Source organism: Mycoplasma sp. 246B (assembly GCF_054353935.1).
In genome coordinates this window covers 16928-43022 of record NZ_JBTHHM010000006.1, presented here as the reverse complement: position 1 = coordinate 43022, position 26095 = coordinate 16928, and the positions used below count along the sequence as shown (strand labels likewise).

General features: G+C 27.6%; 19 protein-coding genes. 6 read left to right on the top strand and 13 right to left on the bottom strand.

Annotation, left to right across the window (positions count from 1 at the left end; translation table 4 throughout):
- The first annotated feature begins 431 nt into the window (after positions 1 to 431).
- The 5 genes from ACXYRR_RS03050 (at position 432) to ACXYRR_RS03030 (ending at position 5592) form a co-directional block, all read left to right on the top strand.
- Entirely contained in the window at positions 432 to 1223 is a 792-nt protein-coding gene (locus tag ACXYRR_RS03050) for a hypothetical protein (RefSeq protein ID WP_458597826.1), read from the top strand.
- A gap of 177 nt (positions 1224 to 1400) precedes the next feature.
- Complete coding sequence (locus ACXYRR_RS03045; RefSeq protein ID WP_458597824.1) at positions 1401 to 2156, top strand: hypothetical protein; 756 nt, start codon at positions 1401 to 1403, stop codon at positions 2154 to 2156.
- A 211-nt stretch (positions 2157 to 2367) separates the two neighbouring features.
- Positions 2368 to 3087 (top strand): UMP kinase, encoded by a 720-nt coding sequence (gene pyrH, locus ACXYRR_RS03040; RefSeq protein WP_458597822.1) that lies wholly within the window; start codon positions 2368 to 2370, stop codon positions 3085 to 3087.
- A complete protein-coding gene (gene frr, locus ACXYRR_RS03035) occupies positions 3087 to 3638 on the top strand; it encodes a ribosome recycling factor (RefSeq protein ID WP_458597820.1) in 552 nt (183 codons plus the stop codon). Before pyrH ends, frr begins: the two co-directional genes overlap by 1 nt.
- 88 nt (positions 3639 to 3726) lie before the next feature.
- On the top strand, positions 3727 to 5592 hold the full coding sequence (locus ACXYRR_RS03030) for a GmrSD restriction endonuclease domain-containing protein (protein ID WP_458597819.1): 1866 nt from the start codon (positions 3727 to 3729) through the stop codon (positions 5590 to 5592).
- 246 nt (positions 5593 to 5838) lie between these two features.
- Here ACXYRR_RS03030 and der read toward each other — a convergent pair whose 3' ends face one another.
- The 8 genes from der to upp all read right to left on the bottom strand — a co-directional run bounded on the left by der (position 5839) and on the right by upp (position 15832).
- On the bottom strand, positions 5839 to 7146 hold the full coding sequence (gene der / locus ACXYRR_RS03025; RefSeq protein ID WP_458597817.1) for a ribosome biogenesis GTPase Der: 1308 nt from the start codon (positions 7144 to 7146) through the stop codon (positions 5839 to 5841).
- Positions 7139 to 7807: a (d)CMP kinase gene (gene cmk / locus ACXYRR_RS03020; protein ID WP_458597815.1), complete on the bottom strand. Its 669-nt coding sequence runs from the start codon at positions 7805 to 7807 to the stop codon at positions 7139 to 7141. The genes der and cmk overlap by 8 nt, the downstream gene beginning before the upstream one ends.
- The gene (locus ACXYRR_RS03015; protein WP_435129568.1) at positions 7797 to 8219 is read right to left on the bottom strand and encodes a hypothetical protein; all 423 of its coding nucleotides are present in this window, start codon (positions 8217 to 8219) and stop codon (positions 7797 to 7799) included. Before ACXYRR_RS03015 ends, cmk begins: the two co-directional genes overlap by 11 nt.
- 64 nt (positions 8220 to 8283) lie before the next feature.
- On the bottom strand, positions 8284 to 8724 hold the full coding sequence (msrB, locus tag ACXYRR_RS03010) for a peptide-methionine (R)-S-oxide reductase MsrB (RefSeq protein ID WP_458597812.1): 441 nt from the start codon (positions 8722 to 8724) through the stop codon (positions 8284 to 8286).
- Positions 8694 to 10184: an APC family permease gene (locus ACXYRR_RS03005; protein ID WP_458597810.1), complete on the bottom strand. Its 1491-nt coding sequence runs from the start codon at positions 10182 to 10184 to the stop codon at positions 8694 to 8696. The genes msrB and ACXYRR_RS03005 overlap by 31 nt, the downstream gene beginning before the upstream one ends.
- Positions 10184 to 12874, bottom strand: a complete 2691-nt coding sequence (gene lon / locus ACXYRR_RS03000) for an endopeptidase La (protein ID WP_458597808.1) — start codon at positions 12872 to 12874, stop codon at positions 10184 to 10186. The genes ACXYRR_RS03005 and lon overlap by 1 nt, the downstream gene beginning before the upstream one ends.
- Positions 12875 to 12882: 8 nt before the next feature.
- Positions 12883 to 15198, bottom strand: coding sequence for a class I tRNA ligase family protein (locus tag ACXYRR_RS02995; protein WP_458597806.1), 2316 nt, complete (start codon positions 15196 to 15198; stop codon positions 12883 to 12885).
- Positions 15199 to 15205: 7 nt separating this feature from the next.
- Positions 15206 to 15832: a uracil phosphoribosyltransferase gene (gene upp, locus ACXYRR_RS02990; RefSeq protein ID WP_458597804.1), complete on the bottom strand. Its 627-nt coding sequence runs from the start codon at positions 15830 to 15832 to the stop codon at positions 15206 to 15208.
- 203 nt (positions 15833 to 16035) lie between these two features.
- Between upp and ACXYRR_RS02985 the strand changes: the two genes are divergently transcribed.
- Positions 16036 to 21804 (top strand): MGA_1079 family surface serine endopeptidase, encoded by a 5769-nt coding sequence (locus ACXYRR_RS02985; RefSeq protein ID WP_458597802.1) that lies wholly within the window; start codon positions 16036 to 16038, stop codon positions 21802 to 21804.
- A 26-nt stretch (positions 21805 to 21830) separates the two neighbouring features.
- Here ACXYRR_RS02985 and ACXYRR_RS02980 read toward each other — a convergent pair whose 3' ends face one another.
- Genes ACXYRR_RS02980 through glpK form a run of 5 tightly spaced genes read right to left on the bottom strand, consistent with a single transcriptional unit; the run spans position 21831 to position 26089 of the window.
- On the bottom strand, positions 21831 to 22211 hold the full coding sequence (locus tag ACXYRR_RS02980) for a PTS-dependent dihydroxyacetone kinase phosphotransferase subunit DhaM (protein WP_458597801.1): 381 nt from the start codon (positions 22209 to 22211) through the stop codon (positions 21831 to 21833).
- Positions 22211 to 22822 (bottom strand): dihydroxyacetone kinase subunit DhaL, encoded by a 612-nt coding sequence (dhaL, locus tag ACXYRR_RS02975; protein WP_458597799.1) that lies wholly within the window; start codon positions 22820 to 22822, stop codon positions 22211 to 22213. The genes ACXYRR_RS02980 and dhaL overlap by 1 nt, the downstream gene beginning before the upstream one ends.
- A complete protein-coding gene (dhaK, locus tag ACXYRR_RS02970; RefSeq protein WP_458597797.1) occupies positions 22813 to 23796 on the bottom strand; it encodes a dihydroxyacetone kinase subunit DhaK in 984 nt (327 codons plus the stop codon). Before dhaK ends, dhaL begins: the two co-directional genes overlap by 10 nt.
- Before the next feature lie 9 nt (positions 23797 to 23805).
- On the bottom strand, positions 23806 to 24564 hold the full coding sequence (locus ACXYRR_RS02965) for an MIP/aquaporin family protein (RefSeq protein WP_458597795.1): 759 nt from the start codon (positions 24562 to 24564) through the stop codon (positions 23806 to 23808).
- Positions 24565 to 24571: 7 nt separating this feature from the next.
- Positions 24572 to 26089: a glycerol kinase GlpK gene (gene glpK, locus ACXYRR_RS02960; protein ID WP_458597793.1), complete on the bottom strand. Its 1518-nt coding sequence runs from the start codon at positions 26087 to 26089 to the stop codon at positions 24572 to 24574.
- Between the last annotated feature and the right edge of the window lie 6 nt (positions 26090 to 26095).

Genomic DNA, 26095 nt, shown 5'->3' with positions numbered 1-26095 from the left:
ATCCTTAAACTCGAATATGAAATTGATTTTAAAAAGAAAGGTTTCATTTCCTAGTTCGGAAAGTTTATCACTGCTTTTAGCACATATTTTTGATAACTGAAATATTGACAGAAGTTTTAGAGCAACAAACGGATTTAGAAATATTGGTTAAACTTCGATTTGGTATTGAAAAACCTGCAAAATATAAAGCAAAAGAACAAAAGATTACTTTTGTTCGCTTTATTTTGCGGGTTTTTCAAAAAAAATTTTTAAATTTTTCTGATAAGATGCTATTATATATACTGCTTACCTTTTTAAGGATATAACTTAGATTTTATTAAAATACACAAGAATTTTTATAATGTCGTTTTAAATATAGTTTTTTACCATATACTTTTAATTTAAATGGGGTGTATGATCCAAAAATGGATGTGTTTAGTTATGATAAGGGAATGAAGATTTTAAAAAATGATGCTCTTTATGGTCTTAAAGATCCAAGTGAAGATATTAAGAAATTACAAACTAAGAACTTATTTTTATATGCTCCGATATCATTAGTGGATGAAGCAACGGATTCGGGTGGTAAATTTATGGCCGTCGATGAGAATCAAAGAAAATATTTTATTAGTTTAATAGAATATAAGCAAGCATTAAAAAAATTAAATGATGCTCTTAAAGTTATGGATTATAAGAAAAATGGTGATCAACAAGCATCATTGATCGAAAAAATTGAAGAACTTAATAAAAATAATGATGCTAGATATAATAATCAAAAAAATATATTTAATGATTTTAAAACAAAGTTAAATACATATACTAGTGCTCTAATAGCGATTTTAGATATTAATAACTTTATTGGGACTGAAAGTGTGTTCCCACAAACAAAAAAATTGAATCAAATATTAGTGGATATTCTACCTTATGGTAAAAATAGTAATTTCGAGTTTATGTATAAGGATGCGAATGAAAAACTTAATAACGAAGTGCTGGGGTGGTATACTATGTTAAGTAATGGTGAAGCAAAAGATACATTACTTGATGGATTCTTGCCGGGGTATGATGTAGATGCTAATATAGCATTTAATGTTGCATCATATAACTATTTATTTACTTATTTAAATACTATTTATGCGCAAAATAATTTAGATAAGATAAATAGAATTAATTATAGCGATTATAAAAAAGAACTAGCTAAAAATAATAAAATAAAGGCTAAAGAAATTATTGATAAGGTGCTGGTGTAATTTGTATAGTAAGTATAAGTGCATATTTCTTTTCCATAAAATTGCAGATATAAAAAGTTTAAATGACTTTTTATATCTTTTTCTAGATTACTTTCTTCTTTTCTTATAAAATAAAAATGTAAGAAATCATATAGGTAATTAATTTCTTACAAAATTTTATGATAAGGAGATATTATATTGAAAAATAAGATTAAAAAAATATTATCTATTTCTTCTGCTTCTTTCTCTTTACTTGTTACTTCTTGCTCATATTCACAAAAAGACTCTAATAAATATAATAAAGATGATATAGGCAATTTTTATTCATATATACTGTCTTATAAAAAAGACAATATGATTAAAGATATTAACGATAATTATTTTTATTATATGTGGAAAAACAATAAAGAAGATGCTGGTAAATTTGAATATTTATTAAAAAATAAATATTCATATATTAATTCAGTTGAAGAATTAAATAAACGGTTTTTAGATAAGTTTAATTTGTCTTTTGTCAAGAAATACTATAATTTGTTCAAAGACAAGGTAGTTTTTGATATAAATAATTTAACAGAAGAAAAATTAAAGGAAATTAATCTAGAAAAGTTTAAAGAAATTTATTTAAATAACCAAGATATTGTTGAATTCTTTAAAACGAAAAATTTATTAATGTATGAGGTTTGAGTAAACGATGATAAAATTCCAAATTTGGTATTAGTTCCTGACTATAAAAGTAAAGGTGAAAATAATTTGACATTTTTTGTTGTTGATTTTTATTTATTAGGTGAAAACCTTCCTTTGGATTATAAAAATAGAGACCCAAAATTGTTAATGAACATAAAATATATTGACAAAAGCAAATCAGTAACGATTAAAAAAGCTACAAAACAAGAAATTTTGAATCTTTATAAATATTTACCTTCAATTATAACAACTGATAAAGCTGATGTATAAGTTTATTATATAAACACATAAAGTCGTAATATAAAAAGTTGAATTCACTTGTCATAAAAATACAAATAACTTTTATAAATACCTTAAAATTTTAATAAAAAATGATAACAAGAATTAATAAAAGGACATTTTTAAATGTCCTTTTATATTTAAATATAACAATTCATAAAATTTGTTTATAATATGATAAATAAATTATATTAGAGGAAAAATGATTAAATATAAACGAATCTTAATAAAACTTTCTGGTGAAGGTTTTGCTAACAAAGAAAAACACCTAGCAATTGATAACGAACTTGTTAAGAAAATTGCCATACAATTAAAAGAAATTGTAAAGCAAGGTGTACAAGTGTCTATTGTTATTGGTGGTGGTAATTTCTGAAGAGGTGCATCTGCTGAAAAAAATGGTATTCCTCGTAATCGTGCCGATTACATCGGGATGCTCGCTACCATAATGAATGGTTTAGCGCTTCGTAGTGGTTTTGAGCTTGTGGGACTTAAAGCAAGGGTGCAAAGTTCATTGAACATTGATGCTCGTGTTGCGGAAAACTATGTAAATGAAAAAACAATGAAATACCTTGAAGATGGAGAGGTTGTAATCTTTGTCGGTGGAACTGGTCGCCCTTATTTCACCACTGATACTGCATCTACATTATATGCATCTGAAATTGGTGCAGAAGTTATTTTAATGGGTAAAAATGGAACCGATGGGATTTATGATAGTGATCCTAAAACAAATCCGAATGCAAAAAGATATGATAAAATTACATATAATGAAATACTTGAAAAAAAATTACAAGTTATGGATTTAACTGCCACTAGTATGGCTCGTGATAACAATATTAATTTAATTATATTTAACTTACTCGAAGAAGATTCAATATTAAAAGTTTTAAAAGGACAAATAACACACACAGAGGTAATTAAATAATGGATATAGAAACTTATTTATTAGAACTACAAGAAAAATCTGAAAAAGCAATTAGTCATTTTAAATTTGAGATGTCAAAAATTTCTACTGGTAGAGCCAATCCACAACTTATTAAAGGGATTCGGGTAAACTATTATGATGTTCCCACTCCACTTGATGAATTAGCAAACATCTCAGTTCCTGAACCACAACAACTTTTAGTTAAGCCTTATGATATGGTATCAGTAAAAGAAATTGCTAAAGCTTTAGATAAAGCAAATCTTGGGATTCCCCCCGTTGATGAAGGTAATCAAATTAGACTTACATTTCCATCTTTAACAACTCAACGTCGTAAAGAGATGATCAAGAACTTAGCAAAACTAACTGAAGCAACTAAAATAGGAATCCGTAATGCTCGTCAAGAAATAAATAAGATGATTAAAGCAAATGAAGAACTTTCTGAGGATGAAGAAAAGAAATACTTAGATGCTGTTCAAAAAGAAGTAGATTTATTAATTGAAAAAGTCGTTCAATTAACCAAAGAAAAAGAAAACGAACTACTAAACAAATAACAAGCTCCGGTGCAAAAATTTGTGGTTTGTTTTTTTTTTTTTTTTTGTATATAATAAAGGAAATATTCACATTTATACAAGGAAGATTATGGAAAATAATACTAAATATGAACTAAAACAAAGAACAATTAAAGATATTATTTATGAACTTTCTCAGGATAAACTTATAATTCCCGAAATGCAAAGACCTTATGTTTGAAAAGACAAACAAGTAAGTGATTTGTTCGATTCCTTATATCATGGTTTCCCAATAGGTTATATAATAACAAACAGACCTCGTAATAATGATATAAAACGGAAGAGTTATGTTTCAAATGATGATTTTGAAACTGTTTTGATTGATGGTCAACAAAGGTTAACTGCTCTAAATGCAATAATTAATGGTTTAGAAGTCTTGGATGAAAATTATAAAAAAAGAAGAATAATTGTTTCTTTTAACCCCTTCCCTAAGAAAAATGAAGAGATTTTTAAAATACAAAATGCATATACAAAAAATAGTAAAAAATGAATATCTGATATTTCAGATATATTTAAAGGTCATTCTCATTATAAAGTTTGTCAAAAATATATTAATGATAATCCAGAAATAACTATGGAAGATATCGATAGCAAAATAGATAATTTAAAACATAAAATATGATCAACTAATATTGGGGTAATTGAAATAAAAGAATATGTTGATCTGGAAACGCTTACAGAAATTTTTATAAGGATAAATTCCAAAGGGACACCTTTAAAGCTTTTGGATTATTCAATAAGTAAAATTTCTGCAAATAAAAATTACGGAACAAATATAATTAGAGTTATGAATTATTTTTCTGAAATCCTAAAAACCGATAATAATATTTACAGAGAGATTGAAAAAATTGATCCAGATTTTTTTAAAACTGAAATGGGTCAGAAAATTACTTGACTTAGTAATATAAATAATAATGATTATATTTATAAACCATCAGTGAATGATATATTATTTGTTTCATTTTCTCATATTTTTGATAGAGCAAAAATGAGCGATCTTGTTGAATTATTATCTGGTAGGGATTTCGAAAAAAGAGAATATATTCCAGAAAATATACAAAGTAATTTTGAAAAAATTATTAATGGAATTTCGAGTTTTATAGACAAATATAATTTCAATACTTTTACACAAGCAATCAAAAATATAGGATTTAAAAATATAAAAATCAATAAAAATTCTGTTGTAATAAATATTGCTTATATAGTCTTTTTAAAGCTTAGAAAACTTTCTCGTCTTGGTATGGAAGAAGTTAAAAAATACACTGTTAAATGGTATATAATGTCTTTATTAACAAAAAGATATAAAGATAGTTATGTTGATCAAGTTATTAATGATTTAAGAAATATAAAAGAATTAGGAATCGAAGTGATATTAAGAAAAATAGATCAAACAGAATTGACAACTGATTTTTGAGAACTAAGACTTCCTGAACTCTTAGATACAAGTATACAAGAAAATCCTTTTCTAAAATGTTATTATGCCGCCTCAGTTGCTAACGGCAATAAAGGATTTCTTACTCCTTGATTAACACAAGAGGATATGTTAAAAAATTTAATCAGTGACAAACACCATATTTTTCCCAAACAATATTTAATTAATTCTTCTAATGAATTTAATGAATATTCATTTTTATCTGAGAAAAAATGATACAACCATTCTGCTAACTTAGTATATTTAGAAAAGAATATAAATATTAAGATCAAAGACAAAGCACCTAATGTATATTTTAAAGAAATAATTCAAGATATAAAAACAAATAATTCTCTTTTCCTTGGTAGAAAGATTTCCTTAGAAGAATTGGATGAAAATCTCGATGAAAACTGTATTCCAAAAGATATAATAAACTGAACATATAAAGATTATAAAGATAAATTTTTGCCTGAAAGAAGAAAATTAATGGCGAAAAAAATTAAAAAATGATATGAGAATATTTAGATTTTAAAGTATTATGTAAATTTTCTTTCTTTAATACCACATTAATAAATAAAATCCTTATACTATTCATAAGTAGGACGCCTAAGGGACCACTCGGCGTCTTATTTTAAAAATATGCCGTTTTTTTTGCTAGGTTAAAAACAGCAAAAATTTAGGTTCTAATCAATGCCACTATAACCTTCTACTTTATTTTAATTATTTTTCTTAAAGAAAATGTTAACTAACTCTAGTTTTTATCAACCAATTTTACTCCAACCCATTCTTATTCTTAAAATACATCTTAATTGGACAACCTTTGAAATTAAAGGTAGCTCTCAATTGATTTTCTAAAAACCTTTGATATGAAAAGTGTAAGAATTTTTTATTATTTACAAAGAATGTAAAAGTAGGTATTTTTGATAATTCTTTACGAACATAATAAATATTTAATCTTCCACCATTAAACGGTTGTGCTGGTTGAATAAGTTGTGTTTCAAGCACTAAATTAGAAAGCAACGACGGTTTTATATCTCTTTCCATATTTTCACGAACTTCTGATAAAGTTACTATCAACTTATTAATTCTTTGATTAAATTTTGCTGAAATAAATACAAAAGGAACTCATGGAACAAAATGAAATTTATTTCTCATTTTCTTTTCATAATCAGCCATTGTATTTGTTTGTTTTTCAACTAAATCTCATTTATTTATTACCACAATTATTGGTTTTTCATTCTCTAATGCATATCCTATAATTCTAGAATCAAAATGTGATACTTCTTGTTGTGTCGCATCGATTACTATCAAAGACAAATCAGCTTCTGATAGCGAATTCATTGCTCGCATTAAAGCATAATGATCAACACTTTCAATTAATTTTGATTTTTTTGTTATTCCTGCTGTATCAATCACATTATATAGTTTATGGTCTATTTCAACAGTTGATTTAACACTATCTCGTGTGGTTCCTGCAATTTCTGAAACAATTGAACGATACTCTTTAGTTAAATTATTAAGTAGCGAACTTTTACCAGCATTAGGTTTTCCGATAATCGCTAAATTAAAATAATCATTTTGGTCTTCATCGCTGAAATCAAGATATTCTAAACACTTATCTAAAACTTCACCAACACCTTCACCATGTAATGCAGAAACAGGATAAATATGTTCAACTCCCAAAGCATATCAACCATAATCGAATTGCTGGTTGTTTTCTAGTTTGTTTGCTACAGCAATAATAGGTTTATTACTTTTTCTTAAAATATTCATTATGAATAAATCATCATTACTTATTTCGTTTGTTCCATCAAAAATAAAAACAATAACATCTGCTTCTTCAATCGCTATTTTTGCTTGAATCTGGATTTGTTCTTGAAAAGGTTTATTTTCAATTTCAATTCCGCCAGTATCAATTAATTTGATTTCATGACCTGATCAAGTAATTTTTTCATACAATCTATCTCTTGTAACACCTGGTTGGTCATAAACAATTGATATCTTTTTACCTATAATACGATTAAATAAGGTGCTTTTTCCTACATTAGGTTTTCCAATAATTGCAACTGTATTATGCATCTTTTGACCTTTCTTTAACCAAATCCATAATCTTTGCTATCACTTCTTCTATCTCTAAATTAGTACAATCAATAAATACTGCATCTTCAGTTTTATGTAACGGATCAACTTCACGATTCATATCTTGTTCGTCTCGTTTTTTTACTTCATAAAGCACTTCTGCAAAACCTGTATTATAACCTAATTCCTGATTTTGCTTCATTCTACGCTTTGCTCTTTCTTCTTCTTCTGCTCATAAAAAGATTTTTACTTCAGCATAGGGCATAATTTTAAAAGTTGTATCCCTCCCATCGATAATATATCCTTTACGTTTTTTAGTAAGTTGTTGAATATAATCAACCACGAACTCTCGCACTGCAGGAATTTTAGCCACAGACGGAGTTATTTGTGAGATATAATCGGCCCTTATAGCTTTTGATACATCAATTCCTTTTAATTCAATTCTGTCATTTTCTAGCAGTTTAATCATACCTTTTTGTAATGTCTTAATAACATTTTCTTGATCACGAGAATCAACACCATTATCAATGGTGTTTTTTGCGATTGCCCGATATACACTACCACTATTTATAAAAGTGAAACCATATCTGCTTGCTATTTGCTTACTTACTGTGGATTTACCTACTCCAGATGGCCCATCTATTGCAATATTAACTTTCATCACTACCTCCAAGTTTCTTTTTCTTTATTCTTACTTTTGTAGTATTTGATATATTGTGTTCTTCTGAAGCTAATGTATCAATTAAATATTGTGCTTTATCTTTTTCAATAAATTCTATATCATCTACATATGAGTCGTTTTGTTTATCGAATTTAATTTTTAAGTCTATATAACCTTGTAATAATTCTTTATACAAATAATTAAAATCGAAATCAAAAACTTCTTGTTTTTCTATTAATTTGGATTCGATACTAACATTTTGCTGATATTTATAAGCTGAATTAATGTTCTTTTTGAATCATTTTTGCTCTTTTTTTAGTTCATCATTTCCTGATTGAGATAGCAGAATTAGGTTATCTAAAACATCCTTATCTTCGTTTGAATCATCTACTTTTGAACCATTAAAATTCATATAGTTATTTTACTTTATTTTTTATATTTTGAAATAACAAAAAGCACATTATAGTGCTTTACAGTTATTTTTTAAATAATTCAAGGTATTCTTCATAACCTTCATCTTTTAATTTATCTACGGGAATAAAACGCAATGATGCAGAATTAATGCAGTACCGAAGTCCACCTAATTTTCTTGGACCATCTTTGAATACATGTCCTAAGTGTGAATCGGCATTTTTACTTTTTACCTCAGTTCGAATCATATTATGTGAATAATCGCTATGTTCTGTTACAACATCTTCATCTATCGGTTTACTAAATGCTGGTCACCCACATCCTGAATTAAATTTATCTTGTGATTTAAAAAGTGGTGTTCCATCAACGATATCCACATAAATTCCTTCTTCAAAATGTTCATCATATTCATTTGAATATGGATGTTCTGTATATCCTTCTTGAGTTACTTTATATTGTAATTCTGTAAGTTCTTTTAAACGTTGTTCTTTTTTCTTTTGTTCCATATTTCCTTTCAAAAAATTATCTTTTTTAAATTGTTCGGTTTCTTTTGTTTATAAATTCACATTCATTTTATTATAAATCCTATCAAAACAAATGATAGATATACAACTACAACAAAGGTGTTGGTCTCATCTCAGTTGTTACCTAATATGTTTGGTACTAAGAAAAATAAAATTAAAGTTGAAATTCATAAAATATTAACTATATATATTGTTTTTTCTCATCATGGGATTTTAGATATTTGTTTCTTTTTTTCTAAAATTAATGCTACAACAGCTGTTAAAGTATCTTCAATTAACAGTGCTAAACTATTTACTTTTATAACAGCTGTAAAGAACGGGTTATCATTATCTTTTGTTTTGCTTAAAAGGGTTGGTACTAATCATAAAACAAGCATTGCTATAAATGTAATAACTGCTGTTAAAATGATTGCATTACGGTATTCACCGTGTTTATTATGATCTGCATATTTTGGATTAATATGATTATCTAATGCAAGCGGAATTAACTTTCTTGCTGTAGATACCGTTTGTGTAATTTTATACCCTATATCATTAAATATAAATCCAATAATAAACACAATCGTTCCTGTAATATTCATTACAAGATAATAAATTTGTGAAAATTCATTGTTATTTGAATCAAACTTTATTGCTAAATAAACACTATAAAATGCTAGGTAAACAACTGCTACAATTCCTAGGGAAACAAATAAAATTCTTTTAAAATTTTTAAATTCTGCGTCCTTTGCCATAGAAGCCATATCTTCAATTCCTGCAAAAGCAAAAATAAAAACTAAAATACTTCCAAAAATCATTGTAGATGTTGCTTTTTTTGTTGTTTCATAAACAACTGTATATCCACCAGGTTTTATAACCGAAAGATATACTAAGTTTACAAAACCTATCAACAAAAATGCTCATTTTACAGCAGATGTTAAAAATACAACTTTTGTATTAAGTGATAATCCTTTGGTTGATATCAATATCAATGCACCAAAGAAGATAAATGCAATGACTCTTATAATCCATATTATAGTTATATAATTTGAAATAGTTTTAGGTATTACTAATTCAAAAGTTTGCGCTAAAAACAAAGGTGACACAGATGATAAAACAGGTGATTGTAAGAATTGATTTCAACCAATGAAATAACAAAAATTCTTTACAAAACCTTTTTTAAATTTATATCATTTGTTTTCAACATTTGACTGTTCTTCAAACAAGGTTGAATCAAGGTGTCTTGCATAAGCATATGAACCACCATAATGTTCTTTAAAAGCATTCCCCAAACGAGCAAATACTAATGCTGTTCCTGTCATTGTAAGCAAGCAAAGAGCAATAACTAAATATCCGTAAAATCCTATATTTAGTATTTCTGAAAAAGTTGTAAGGAAACCTAAACCAACAATAAAGTTAATAGTGAAAAAAGTAAATGATTTTTCACTAAAATGTTTTTTCACTATTGCTTAAACTCTAATTGTTTTTTGGGTTTCTTCTTCTCAAAAACTACTTCATATATTTCTTCATAATTAGATACAGGAATATAAGTTAACTTTTCTTTAATTTCCATAGGAACATCAATTAAGTTTTTTACATTTCCTGTAGGTATAAAAACATATTTTAAGTTTTTAGAAGCGGCAGCAAATGATTTCTCTTTTAGGCCACCGATATCTAAAACATTACCTCTAAGAGTTATTTCACCTGTCATACCTATTTCAGATGATACAATTCGTTGTGATAATGCTGATATTAATGCAGTGGTAAATGTCACTCCTGCACTTGGGCCATCTTTTGGTACTGCTCCTTCAGGCACATGAATATGAATTGTTGTTTCATCAAAATTAAAGTCTGTAATACCATATCTAGCAGCATTTGCACGCACATATGAAAGTGATATATTAGCAGATTCTTTCATAACATCTTTTAATGAACCTGTTAATTTAATTTCTCCTTTTCCTGGATAAGTATTAACTTCAATTTGCAAGGTTGATCCACCAACTGATGTATATGCTAAACCATTAACTACACCAGGGGTTTTGTATCCATCATTTTCATTATCTTTAAATTTTTCGGGTCCTAAAAGTTCTTTTAAATCATTTATTTTTACCTCGAATTGTTTATTTTTTAGTTTTGGTAATTCGAGTTTTTTAAGCACGAATTTGCGTGCTAATTTATCTAAGACACGTTTTAATCCACGAACTCCGGCTTCTTTGGTATAGTTTTGAATAATGTATTTCATTGTGTCTTCAGAAATCTGCATAAAGTCGCTACTTGCCCCAACTTGTTCTGTTACTTTTGGCATCAAGTGTTGCTGTGCAATTTTTAATTTTTCAGTTAATGTGTAAGCAGATAATTCGATAACTTCAACACGGTCTATTAAAGCATGAGGAATGTTTTCATAATAATTAGCAGTCGCAATAAAAATTGCTTTAGATAAATCGTATTCATGTTCTAAGTAGTGATCTTGAAACTTTGTATTTTGTTCTGGATCTAAAACTTCTAACATCGCAGATGCCGGATCCCCTTTATTTGTTGAAGCCATTTTATCAATTTCATCTAATAAGATAACTGGATTAGAAACAGAACATTGTGAAATAGCTTTGATAATCTTTCCCGGCATTGCTCCTACATAGGTTCTTCTGTGTCCACGGATTTCGCTTTCATCATGCACTCCTCCAAGAGAAATTTTTACAAACTTTCTGGATAATGATTCTGCAATTGCTTTAGAAAGCGAAGTTTTTCCTGTCCCAGGTGGCCCGACTAAACAAATAATAGGGACATTATTAAATGTTTTATCATTTTGTTTATTAGAATCCTTAAACAAATTCATATCAATCTCATAATTTTCATCATAAGGTAATTTATTTTCTTTTTTCTTTTTGTTTCTTTCTGTATTAATAATAACAGCGATATATTCTAAAACACGTTGCTTAACTTCTTCAAGTCCATAATGATACTTAGAAAGGGTTTTTTTAGCATGATCTAAATCTAATAACTCTTTTTGTGTAAGTCTTCATGGTAGTTTTTTGAGATGATTGACATAAGTTTTTGAAATATTTGCTTCTGGTGATGTAGCCATCATTTCGTTCGCTCTCTTTGTTTCTTCAGCAATAATTTTCTTTACTGATTCAGGGTAACGGAAAGATTTATTTTTATCTTTTAACTCTTTTGCATAATCATCATCATCGCTTGGATCAACATTCATTCCTTCTAATTCATCTTGTATATATTTTAATTTTTCACGAAGTACATATTCTTTATGTTGACTTGCCATTTTATCTGTCATCTTTTGAGTCATTTGTGATTCTATATCAACATTTTGACTCATCATACCTGTTGCGGATGCAATTAATTTCATTAAAGAAATAATGTTAAATTTATAAAATGCAGCAAACTTTTCATTTATTTCGGGTGATAAAAATGATAAAAAAGTAAATAAAAACTTAATTTTTTCTTCTCTTGTTTTTAATTCAAAGTTCGGATAATATGAATTAATAAGTGCAGAAAGGTCATCGGTTGTATATGGTTTTTTTGTTATCGGATTATATTGAAAAATAATATTAACTGATTGTGTTTCTTTTATACCAGGGATTTTTTCAGTATCCCTTATCCCTTTTAAAGCAGAAAGCATTGCATCTAAATCATGATTTTGTGGTAATAAGTCAAATTTATAAACTTCATTTGTTTCATCAGAATTAGGTTCTTCAGGAACAAACTTTACTTCACCCGAACAAACTCTGACTAATTGTTCTTCATATAGTTTATCTCCATCTCCTTCTTTAACAGGTTGATAAGTTTCTAACAAAACATAACCATCTTCATCTGTTTCAGCGAAACCATATTCTTTTATGTTAAAAAAACCTAAAACTTCATATGTCAACATACATTTTTGATCTCGTTCTGAATCTTTTACAGGAGGTTCAAGTGGTTCTGCCTTTAAGAATTTAACAAATACTGCTTTACTTTCTAATTCATGCTCATTATTTGTAAACGAAACAACAAATTTATGTTCTATATTTGTTTTAGGAATAACTAAAGCACCAGATGAATACAAATTAAATGCATCTGTTTCTATTTGATGAATACCTTTTGGAAAAGACATTCAGTTTGTATCAACAACTAATAATGGGTATATGTTTTTATTTTTCATTATTCTCCTTATTTTATGACAAAATTAATTAATTTCTTAGGTATAAATATTTTTTTAATAATTTGTTTTCCTTCTAATCATTTTGTAACTTCTTTTTGTGCTTTCTCTAAAACTTCTGATTCGTTTGAATTTATATCAACCAATATTTCCCCACGGACTTTACCATTTACGGTTATACCATAACTTAATTCGTTCACAATTAATGCTGATTCATCTATACTAAAATCTTTTAAGTTTTTTAAATTAAAATATTTTTCTGAATATTCTCAAGCAAGGTGTGGAGCAAAAGGTTCTAAAATATTCAAAACGACATAATACATCTCTTTTAATAAAGCAACATCTTTAATCGTATCGTACTCATTAAATGTTTCCATTACTCATGCAATAACAGTATTAAATGCATATTCATTTTCTCTTTTGTTAAAGACATCTAAATATTTTTGCATTCCTTGATAAAGTTTTCTTCTTGCATTCTTTTCTTGTGAAGATAACTTTTCTATATTTATTTCATCTAAGGTTGTATTTTCAGGCAATTCATTAATCCTATCACTTAGTCGATTCAAAAACTTAAAACATCCATTTAGTCCTGCATCACTTCAATCTAATTCTTTTGCTGGTGGAGCAGCAAAAAAAACAAACAATCTGGTTGCATCAGCACCATATTTTTCTATCATTTCTTTTGGTTCCACTACATTACCTTTTGATTTTGACATTTTTGCACCATCTTTTAACACCATTCCTTGTGTTAAAAGATTTAAAAATGGTTCGCGATAATTTATTAAACCAAGGTCAGCGAGTGCTTTAGAAAAAAATCTAGCATATAAAAGGTGTAAAATCGCGTGTTCTATACCACCAATATATTCATCTACTTGATTTCAGTAATTTAGATTTTCTTTGATAAATAAGTTGTTATTTCTTTGTTTTTGCGGTGTTGTATATCTCATTCAATATCAACTTGATTCAAAAAATGTATCAAGTGTATCTGTTTCTCGTTTTGCACCCATACCACAACGATAGCATTTAGTCTTTACTCATTCATTGTTTGTTAAAATAGGATTTCCTTTTCCGGTGAATTCAACTTTTTCGGGTAATAATATAGGTAAATCTAATTCAGGAACCGGTATAGTTCCACACATTTGACAATGAATTAAAGGAATTGGTGTTCCTCAATATCTTTGCCTCGAAATTCCTCAATCTCTAAGATTATATTGAACTACCTTTTTTAGTTCTTTTTCTAAAACAACATAATTTTTAATTTTGTTTTTTACACTTATGCTATTTGCATTCATAAATGATAAATGACTTTCATTCTTACTTGAAGCAAATTGTGCTTCTTTTGCAGAAAAACTTGCGAAATCTGTTATATAAACATCTAAAAAATCATGAGTAACTGGATTAATAACTTGAAATGGTGTTTTTATTGACAATTTCTTACCAAAAATTTTGTTAATCACACAATTATTTATTTCATCAAGTATTTTTTGTTTTTTTTCGTTCAAAAATCCTTGATTTTTTAGTTTTTTCACAAGTGGGTGTTTAAAATTTATAGCCAAAAAGTCTGCATTTACAATATTTTGATAATCTTTTTCAAAAACAACTATTTCAAAATCTTTATTTGCAGATTCTAAGATAATTTTATATACTTCTTCTCTACCAATTCAATTTTTTTGCATTGTCAAAACTTGTTGTGGTCAATGATTTTCTAATGTTTTCAAATCATTTAAAAGTTCATCAGCATACTCAGTTATTTTTAAATAATATGTATCCATTTCTTTTTGCACAACATTTTCATTGCAACGTCAACATTTATTATCAACTACTTGTTCATTTGCTAAAACTGTATTATCATTTTCGCATCAATTAAGCAAACTCTTCTTTTTATAAATCAAACCTTTATTTCAAAGTTGAATAAATAAAAATTGTTCCCATTTTGTATATGTTGCATCTGCTGTAATACATTCTTGATCTCAAGCAAAAGATAAACCAAGTCTTTTTAACTCAGCATCCATATTTTTAATATTTTCATAAGTTCATTTTTTAGGATGAATATTATTTTTTATTGCTGCATTTTCAGCAGGTAAACCAAACGCATCTCACCCAAATGGATGAAATACATTGAACCCTTGACGACGATAAAAACGTGCCATCGCGTCACTTATAGCATAATTTTTAACATGTCCCATATGGATTTTCCCACTAGGATACGGAAACATACTAACTATGTATTTCTTTTGTAATGTAAAATTATTTGAAGGTTCAAAATTTTTAGAATCAAGTCAATATTTTTGTCATTTTTTTTCTATTTCTTCAAATTTATAAGACATTCTGCTCCTATTTTGTTCCAAAAATTCTATCCCCTGCATCACCTAAACCAGGTTCGATATAACCTTTATTATTCAACCTAGCATCAAGTGCAGATAAATATATATGAAAGTCATCTCCAAAATGACTTAAAACATTATTAACACCCTCTTTAACTCCAACTAGACACACTAACTGTACATTTGTATAACCCTCTTGATAAATCCGTCTAATCGCATCGACTGCTGAATTTCCTGTAGCAAGCATCGGATCAACTACTATAATTAAACTATCTTTTGGAACATTAGGCATCTTAAAAAAGTATTCGTTTGGTTGTAAGGTTTCTTCATCTCGATACATTCCAATGTGTCCTACTCTTGCTTGTGGAATTAAATCAAGTAAACCTTCTGTCATACCTAATCCAGCACGTAAAATGGGTACCAAAACTATTTCATTTGAAAATGTATCACCAACAAAGTCCTGTCCTAAAGCAGTTGTAATTTGTTTAGGTTTTGTTTTATAATTTCGCATAATTTCATAAACCATTAGCGAACCTATTTCATTTAAATTACTTCTAAATTCTTTGTGTGATGTATTTTTATCACGTAATTTAGTAAGTTTTATTTTAATAAGTGGGTGTTCTAAAATTTTAAGCATCATTTCTCCTAATTTCACATTATATAAATATTTTTATATTATATACTTTTTTATATTTTTCTAATTATTTATAAATGCAGTTGCATTTTTATTATTTATTTTTATCGAAAGAGAACCAAAAAAAGGACTAAATGCGAACTTTATAAGAAATTTCATTATATTTTTAAATAATCTAAAATATAAATATATAAATATAGGTAATTATGAAAAAGAAAAAAAAAATAATTATAACTGCTGCTACATTAGCATCTTCTGCTGTTTTAGCAACAGCAGTAGGTTTAGGAGTGGGTTTAACTCATAATAATTTAACATTAGAATCACAAAAGAAATATCAAAATCAGTCTGTTATTAAAATAGAACAAACTATTGAATGAAAAGGTTTACCAACACTAACAAACGCATATAAGCCTGATTTAAGAAAGATTATAAAGGATGTAAAAGAAAAAGATTTCAATAAGTTTTTAACATCTTTTAAAAATTATTTAGCGGACTGAAAAAATACTTTTTTAAAGGTTTTACAGTTAAAAACATATTTATCAGATGCAAATAGTTCCAAATATTTTACGTTAATCAATTCAAATATAAATGTAGATGAATCAATTAACCAGTTGCTTAATCAATTGAAAAGTGTGAATTCAAAAAACATAGATGAATATAAGGACAAAATTATTAATGAAGATGCTCAAATTAGTTCTACCATTGATAATTATGTAAAATTTAAAGCAAAATATGACACTTTTTTACAAGAAATAAGTAAATTTTCTTCATATTATGATTTATCAAATGATAAATTTTTGCAAATTTTACTAAAACAAGATGGAATTAACGGTTTTAATTCTTTTTTGACTATTTTACAGTCAAATAAATTTGTTTTTGATGAAATTTCCAATATCAAAAATTCTCATCAAAATGTTTCGGAACTCAAGCAATATTTTGAACAATTTAACACATTAAATATATCAACAAAAAAGTTTGATGATATTAACAAATTGACTATACAATACCAAAGTATTTTAGAGCAAATAAATGCTGAAATTGATAGTTTAAAAAACAAAAATAAATCAAATACTCAACTAAACAATCTTAAAAATCAAGCAAAAAATCAAATAACTTCATTCAATCTTTTAACAAACGATACTAAATCACAATTTATTAATGCTATTGATAATGTATTAATTTCCAATGAAATTAATACACTTTTAAGTAGAGCAAATAAATTAAACAAAGAAAAAGAAAAATTAAATATACTTTTAGATAAATATAATCAATTAAAAACAGATAATGATATTAACTATATAAACAGCGATAATAAAACTAAATTAGATGAACAAATTTCAAAAAATTCATTTGATGATGCTTCTAATTCAAAATTATTAAAAAACATTGAAAATATAGCCACAGATAACAATTATCTAGAAAAACTAAATACATATATAAGTTTAATTTCTTCTTTTTTAAATAATATAAATGGTAATCAAGTTTACCAAAATGCTTTATCTGAGTTTAACAAAATCAAAGATAATAATAATTTTTCAGATGATTTAAAAAAGCAACTTGATGAATATATATCAACACAAAAAATAGCTGCTGATATTAATCAAAAGACCAATCAATTAAGTTCGTTTATAGATATTTTTAACAAGTTGAACATAACTTATAGCACTCAATCACAGTTAGATAAATCCAATATCAGTCAAGATGATTTAAATCAATTAAATTCACTTTCTGCTGCTGTTTTAAGGTTTTTTACTTCTGATTTAAAACTTAAAACATTCGATCTAAATCATATCTTGAATCTAAGGGAAACACTTATTAATAACCTAGCTCTATGAAAGCAAAAACTCGATTCATTATTAGATAAAAAAGATAATCAAAATAACAATGATTATCAGAAACAAGCACAAAAACAACTTAATGTAAAACTTGATGATCGACTCTCAAAATATGATTTAAATCGTTATTTAACTTCACTTTCCTTTAATCTTAATAATGCAAAATTATGGTTGCAAGAACCAAAAAGTAATCAATTTAATTATAAATTAACTGATATAAATTTAAAAGATGATAATAAAAATACACTGATTTTAACTTATCATACATCTGCTAAAAATAATGACTGAAATGGTAATATAACAAGCGAATTAAGAATTAATAATTCTGAAAAAGATGTAAATAACATTATTAATGAGTCGTCGATTAAAAATCTCGATGAAATCTATAATATTAATTATTTTAATTTAGGTCTTTATAAAAAAAGTGCTATTACATTACAAATTCTTAAAGATAACTTATCTATCAAACAAACATATATTAACAACTACTTTAAATTTAAAATCAAAGAAAATTCAACTACTTTCTTTGATTTAAATAATAAATTAAATTTGAATATAGAACTACTATTTAATAATCATATAATTAAAACATTAAATGTATCAAGTTTAAACTCAATAGATTTTTTACCTGAAGATAATCAAACTTTTGATGCTTCTATTTTCTTAAATAATGCTTTCAAACAAAGCGATTATTATAAACCTGTAAATCTTTATGTTAACCCTATTTATTTAGGTAACACAAAATATTACAACGAAACAGGAAGCAATGGACAATACAAAGAATACCACAATGCTTTTACAAAAGCAGGTTTATTTAGATGATGATTTTGAAAACATAACATTGAACCTTTTTATGAAAAAATAAAGAGTCAATTTAATAATAAAGATTTTTTTGTTGAACCAACAGCAAAAAACAACGAGAAAAATTTTCCTTTACTTGATGATGCAGCAGATCATTCAAATAAACTTTCAGCAATGCAAATAAAAAACATTGTTTTAATGTGGTTTAAAGAAAACAATCCTTGAGTTAATTATAATATATCTTCTGATACTACTGTTGATTTAAAAACCACCAATAATCATCTTTTTGAAATCGATCCAGGAGATCCAACTAAATCATCTGCTATATTTAATTTCATTGTTACAAAAGGACAATTAAAAAAAGAAATCTCGCTTCGTTTTACAACACAAAATTTTGATAGAATTAATAATTTAACACAAAAACAGCAAAAAGCACTTGATAAGATTTTTGAAATTTTTAAGGATAAATCTGGTTCAAAACTCTTTAACCTTATAAAAATCAAAAACCTAAATAACACACATAATAATTATTCAATTATCCAAAGGAACCCTGAAGATACATTTAATGATGTCTATATACTTCCTAAAATAGGTGAATATCAGATATATGCTAAATCATCCACTATCGAATCGGCAGGTAAGCATTTTACCAATAATGCTTTAATTACTTTTTCAATTAAAGATGGAAATGGTAATGAAATCAAATTAAATCAAAGTGATTATGATAATTTAACGCTAGATATCAAATATTGAAAACCTATTCAATATCGCGATATTAAACCTAAAAATAATAACAAATTTACTGATGATGACTTTAAACCAACACCTTCACGAAGAGAAAATAACGAAATTGATCAAAAAGATAAAGATACCATTAATAAAATTAATAGTAAAAACTTTGAATATCGCAAAGTCCTTGCTGAATTTACAGGACACAGCGAAGTTAAATACAGTGTTTTAGATCCAACTGATATAGTGAGACAAAATGCACAGATAATGCTTAATTACTTACTTACTTTTAAAAACACTACGGCTGTATCTGTTGAAAAAAACGAAGAATTTAAAGATGAAAGTGATAATTTCAAAAAAGAAAATGTCAACAAAAACGAATACAATCACGATGATATATCTTTATCAACAGATGTTTCAAATAATTTAAATTTGAATGAAATAAATAAAAAATATTTTATTTATTTCTACGATGTTCAAAATCCTGAATACGGAAAGATGATATTTAAATTAGGATTTATAGATAAAACAAACACAAACAAAAGATATCATATTAATCACTCTATCACATTGGTTAATTTAAAAAACGATTATAAAGATAAATTATATCCTGAAGTTATATTAAATAATATTAAAAAATCCGATTTAACTTTATCAAGCAACTTTGTTGCTAAAAATCTTTCTGCAAGCAATTTTAATCAATTTATTACCATAAATCCAAGAGCACTAACATACAATGATTATACGGTTGCAAAAGATTATATTAAACTTGATAAACTTGTTCATGCGGGCGATAATATCTATATAACCTTAAAATACAAGAAACCAGGAAGAACTATTTTCGGTAGAACATGATATTTATTAGGAAACTCTAATAATGAAGTTAAAGTTGATTTAGATATTTCAAAAGAAAAACCTTTAACAACTGTATACAAGAAAAATTCAATTTTTAGAAGTAGGGAAATTGAATTATATTATAAAGATGCATTATGAACTTTTGACAAGGAAAATAATGCTGCTCATTGAACTTTAAAATCTAAATATCTTGCTAAAACTTTTGAATCCAATAATTCAAACCATCGAAAAATATATTTACATCTTTTTGGAAATGTTTTAGTTCAAAACGCAAAAAGAAAATCAAGAATTTCTGATAGAGATCACTTAAATAAAGGTGGATATGATTTTGAAATAGATTACGATAAATTAAAAACTCAAAAAACTATCACTATAAATTCACATACATCTAATGTTTTTTATGAAAAAGTTTCAAAAGAACTTCCTCACATACCTTTTTCATTGACTGCTACATTAAATGACTCAGGTGATATTAATTTTGTTTTCAAGTTAACTGATGCAAAGTACAAATTAGTTGTAGGTAACTTATTAAGATACTTATACGGAATCGGTGATGCAAAATTTTATAACAGTGATAAATTTGATGAATTTGATCCAAACAAGGCATTTCTGCTTGCATCAAATGCTGCTGCAATACATATTGAATATGAAAACAATGTTGAAGAAAATTTTGGTGTAAAAACAAATATTTTTGATTATACAAAATTAGATTACAACCAAGAAAACGAACCGATAACATTCATAAGTGATCCGAAAGCATACGATTTAAGTTGATATAATCCAAACCAAAATGTTGATTTTAAACTACATGATGGGTATTTGCAAGATAACGAATTCTTACATCGTAGTTGAAAAGAAAATGATGTCAATATAGATTTAGTTAATAATGCAAAATCTAGAACGTTTGGTTATTCTCGTGGAACTGCTACAATGCTAGCAAAAGTAAATGATGATCCAAACAGTGGTTTATTCTACATTATTACTAACAACCATGTTGAAGGTGGTAATAAATTCGATATAGATTCGCTGCAAGGAAACAATTTACCTAATCGTTTTGAAGCAGCTAGATATATGAATATCGCTTTAGATAACTATTCAAACAATGTTGATGCTGGTCAAAACGATGTTTATACACCAAAAAACATTAAAGCTGCTATAGTTTGAACAGGCTTAAAACAACTTGATTTAAATGGACAAAATCCTGCATTTGCTGATATGACAGTTGCTATCGTTGATATTAAACCTGTAATCGAACAAGCCTATAACAGTGGACTATACGTTCGAGCAGCTTGGTTTGAAAACTGATATAAATTACCTCCATTAAAACTTAATACCAACGGACAAAATTTAGAATTCTTCACCTCCGTCCGTGCTCAGTTTGTTATGAATGGTTATCCATATGCAAAAGAAAATGGATATTTATTAAATCGTGCTATCTTTAGTGATCAAAATGTCGGATTTAACCGACAAGATGGATATACACCTGCATATTTTAATGCCGGTAATTCTGGTACAGGTGTTATGGGTGCTGATAATAATTATATTTCTACTATAAATTCTGGTGCTCCTTTAAGATTTTTACAAAGTTGAACCTATAGTAAAAACTTTTATAATTATTTTGGGATCAACTGAGATGGACAAAATCCATTAATATTAAACAACACTAGATCTCTTGCTTCATATATGATGAAAATAAATGCAATAAATCCAAATATGTACCCACTTCCTTGGTTTTTTAAACCATTTGATAATTAATAAAACCAAGTTTTATAAACTTGGTTTTATTTTTGTAAAGGTGCTAAACTTGCTTGACAAACAGATTCAAAGTCTGCACCTGCATTGGCTAAAACATATGCAGCAAATGTGTTTTCAACAATTGCTCCCTTACTGATAAATACTTTTTTATCCTCTATCATAGGTATCATTGATTCAGCTGATAATACAGCAGAACCTAAATCAGGGAAGATAAATATTTCACTTATATCAGGATTAGATTTGATTACTTCTAAAATTTTAAAAGGATCTGTACCTAATTCTTCATTTATCCCACCTATTGCTTCTATTTTAACATTTTCTTTTTTTATAGGCAACATTTTTAACAAGTATTCTTTAATAGTCTGTGCAAGTTTTAAATAATGACTAACAATAATAAACAATTTCATTAAAGCACCTTAATTAGGTTTTTAAGTATTAAATAACTTGAATAAGATCCTGGATCAACAGTTCCAATCGATCTTTCTTTTAAATATGATGCTCTTCCTTTGTTTGCTTGCATTTGTTTAGTTTTATCTGAAAGCGATTTGACAAACTCTGTTAAGTTATCTTTTTCTTCTTGCTGCAAGTTATTTTTATTTTCTAAATAACTTGCAAGTGGTTTTCAGACATCATACATTGTTTTTTCATTTAGTATAACTCGTCCAAGTTTTTCAAGTGAAGCTGCAAAGGTTTTAATTAAGGTTTTAAATTCAACAAAGTCAAACTTCTCACTTCCTCTAAGTGTATTTCCACTTTGTAAAAATGCCATACCATACAAAGGTCCAGAAGCACCTCCAACAACTGACATCAAAGTTCTACCAACTTGATTTAAATAACCACTTAAATCAAGGTTATTAGGTCTAATTTCAGCAACTTTAACAAAACCCCGCACCATATTAAATCCATGATCACCATCACCTATCGCTTGATCTAGCGAAGATAAATAATCTTGATTATCTTGCAAATCTATATTTATCTGATGCATCGCATCAACTAAGTTCTGATATTTTACTTCCAATTTCTTACCTCGGTTGGTGCATCAAGCATTTCTTTTAGTTCAGAATCTAATTTAAGTAGTGAAATAGAAAATCCTTGCATCTCTAAGGAAGTCATAAAATTACCTAAATGACTGCTATAAATATTTATATTCTTTGTTTGTAGATAATTATGAATATCATTAGCAGCAATATATAATTCCATTTCTGGTGTTCCACCAAGTCCATTTACCATTAAAGCTACATCAGAATTGCTATAATCTAAATCATTTAATATTAAATCTAACATTTCTTTAACTATTTCTTTTGATGATTTAATTCTTTCTCTTTTTACTCCAGGTTCTCCATGAATCCCTAATCCAAATTCTATTTCGTCTTCTTTTAAAGAAAACGATTCTTTACCTGTGGTGGGGATAAAAATTGAATTTAGTGAAATTCCAAATGTTCTTACATTTTTAATTACTTTTTCTGCAATTCTTTTTACTTCTGATAAATTTAATCCTTTTTCTGCTGCTGCACCTGCTATTTTATGTACAAAAACTGTTCCAGCAATTCCGCGACGACCAATAGTTCAAGTTGAATTTTCAACAGCAACATCATCGTCAACTAAAACACTTTCAACATTTTTTCCATTTGCTTGTGCAAGTTGTTTAGTTATTTCAAAGTTTAATTTATCACCTGTGTAGTTTTTGATAATCAGTAATGTTCCTACTTGTGAGTCTATTTGGTTGATTGCTGATTCAACTTGATCAGGTGTAGGTGATGTAAATACTTCACCAGCAACCGCTGCTGCAAGCATTCCTTGTCCTACATATCCGGCATGTGCTGGTTCGTGTCCTGAACCACCCCCAGAAATTAAAGCAACTTTGTTTTTATCAAAGTTTGGATTATAAATAACATTAAATCCAGTAACTCTTTTAACATTTTTGTTAACTTTTACAAAACCCTCTAACATTTCATCAACTATGTTTTGTGGGTTATTTAATATTTTCTTCATAATAACTTTCTAATGAATTAACGCAAACAGTCCAATTATTGCTCCTGCTAATGATGGTGCTACTACAGGTAATCATGAATATTTTCAGTTTGCTCCTATATGTTCACTTTTACGTTTTTTAAGCATTATCGATTCTAAGAATCAATAAATTATTCTTGGTCCAAAATCACGTGCCGGATTAATAGCATATCCTGTTGAGGCACCGATAGAAGCACCGATACCTACAACTAATCAAGTTACAGGTAAAGGACCTAAACTAGCAACATCTTTTGCTGCTGCACCACGATTAAATGCTAAAATAACTCCAACCAACATTAATGTTCCTACTAATTCATAAGAAAAGTTAAAAATTAATGCTTTGTCTTTTTTGTTATCATATGCTGGTCCGGTGCAATGTGAACTTCGTATAGCAGATAATTCTGTTTCTTGAATGTGTTTTCAATTTATAAAATCTAAAACTATTTGCCCTACCATCGCACCTAATAATTGAAACGGTATATATATCAATAAGGTTGCATCTTTATTGCTTATCGCACCATAAATACTTACAGCAGGATTTAAATGTCCGAAACCACCAAGAGATCTTGAGACTAAAACACCTGCCATAACCGCTATACCTCAACCGAAAATAATTACTGTTCATTTTCCTGGTTGATTTGCAAACATTTTTCTTGCAGACACAGAGTAATTAACACCATTACCTAAAATAATAAGCACCATTGTACCTAAAAATTCTGATAATACCGTTAATCAAAAATGATAATCCATATTTCTCCTATTCTATATCTTTAGTTCAATTTAATGTCTTTTTAACCGCTGTTTGTCAGCCTTTAAGCAAGTGATTAATCTTTTCTTGACTAAATAATGGTGTAAATACACGGTCAATTTGATTTATTTGTTTAATTTCTTCTAAATCTTTTCAGTAACCTACCGCTAAACCAGCTAAATATGAAGCACCTAAGGCAGTTGTTTCAATATTTTTAGGTCTTTCAACTTTTAAATTTGAAATTGAAGCTTGAAACTGCATCAAGTAGTTAGAATTAGATGCACCTCCATCAACTTTTAAAACCACAATTGGTTTACCTAAATCTTTTTGCATCGCCGAAATCAAATCATTTGATTGATAAGCAATAGAATCTAAGGTTGCCTTAATAATATGTTCACGTTTGCTTCCACGTTCTAAACCAAAAATTGCTCCACGAGAATATGAATCTCAATATGGTGCTCCTAAACCAGTAAATGATGGAACCACATAAACTCTTTGATCATCGTTTACTAATGAAGCAAAAAAGTCTGATTCTGCTGCGTTATATAACAATCCAACCGAATCACGAAGCCATTGAATCGCTGCACCGGCAACAAAAACCGAACCTTCAAGGGCATAAACAACTTTTTGATCACCTAGTTTTCAAGCAATAGTAGTAAGAAGTTTGTTTTTTGAATCAACTGCCTCATTACCGGTATTTACAAGTGTAAAACATCCTGTACCATAAGTATTTTTAACCATACCAACTTCAGTACATAATTGTCCAAATAATGCTGATTGTTGATCTCCAGCAACACCTGTAATAGGAACTTGTCCTAACGCTTTATTTGATCAATGGTATGGACTTACCACTCCAAAGTGTCCTGATGATGATTTCACTTTAGGAAGAATTGATTTTGGTATTTCTAATAAATCTAAAATTTCTTGATCTCAATCAAGTGTATGAATATTAAATAACAATGTTCTAGAAGCGTTAGATACATCAGTTGCATGTACTTTTCCGTTTGTTAATTTTCATATTAGTCATGTATCAATTGTTCCTGCAAGCAATTTTCCTTGTGCAAGTTTTTCTTGAGCTTCTTTAATATTTTTTAAGATTCAACGAATTTTTGTTCCTGAAAAATATGGATTAATAATTAATCCTGTTTTAGAACGAAACATTTCTTCTTTACCATCTTTTATTAAGGTGTCACAAAATTCAGCTGTTCTACGATCTTGTCAAACAATCGCGTTATATACAGGTAATCCTGTTTCTTTATCTCATAAAACCACTGTTTCACGTTGGTTTGTAATTCCTAATGCTGCAATATCATGAGATTTAATTTTTGCTGCATGTTTAGCACTTTGCATAGTTGAAAGTTGTGTATTTCATATTTCAAGTGGATCGTGTTCTACTCAACCTGATTTAGGAAAATATTGAGTAAATTCACTTTGAGCACTTGCTTTTATATTCCCATCATGGTCGACTACTAATGTGCGACATGATGTGGTACCCGAATCAAGTGTAATAATATATTTATCTGTCATATAACC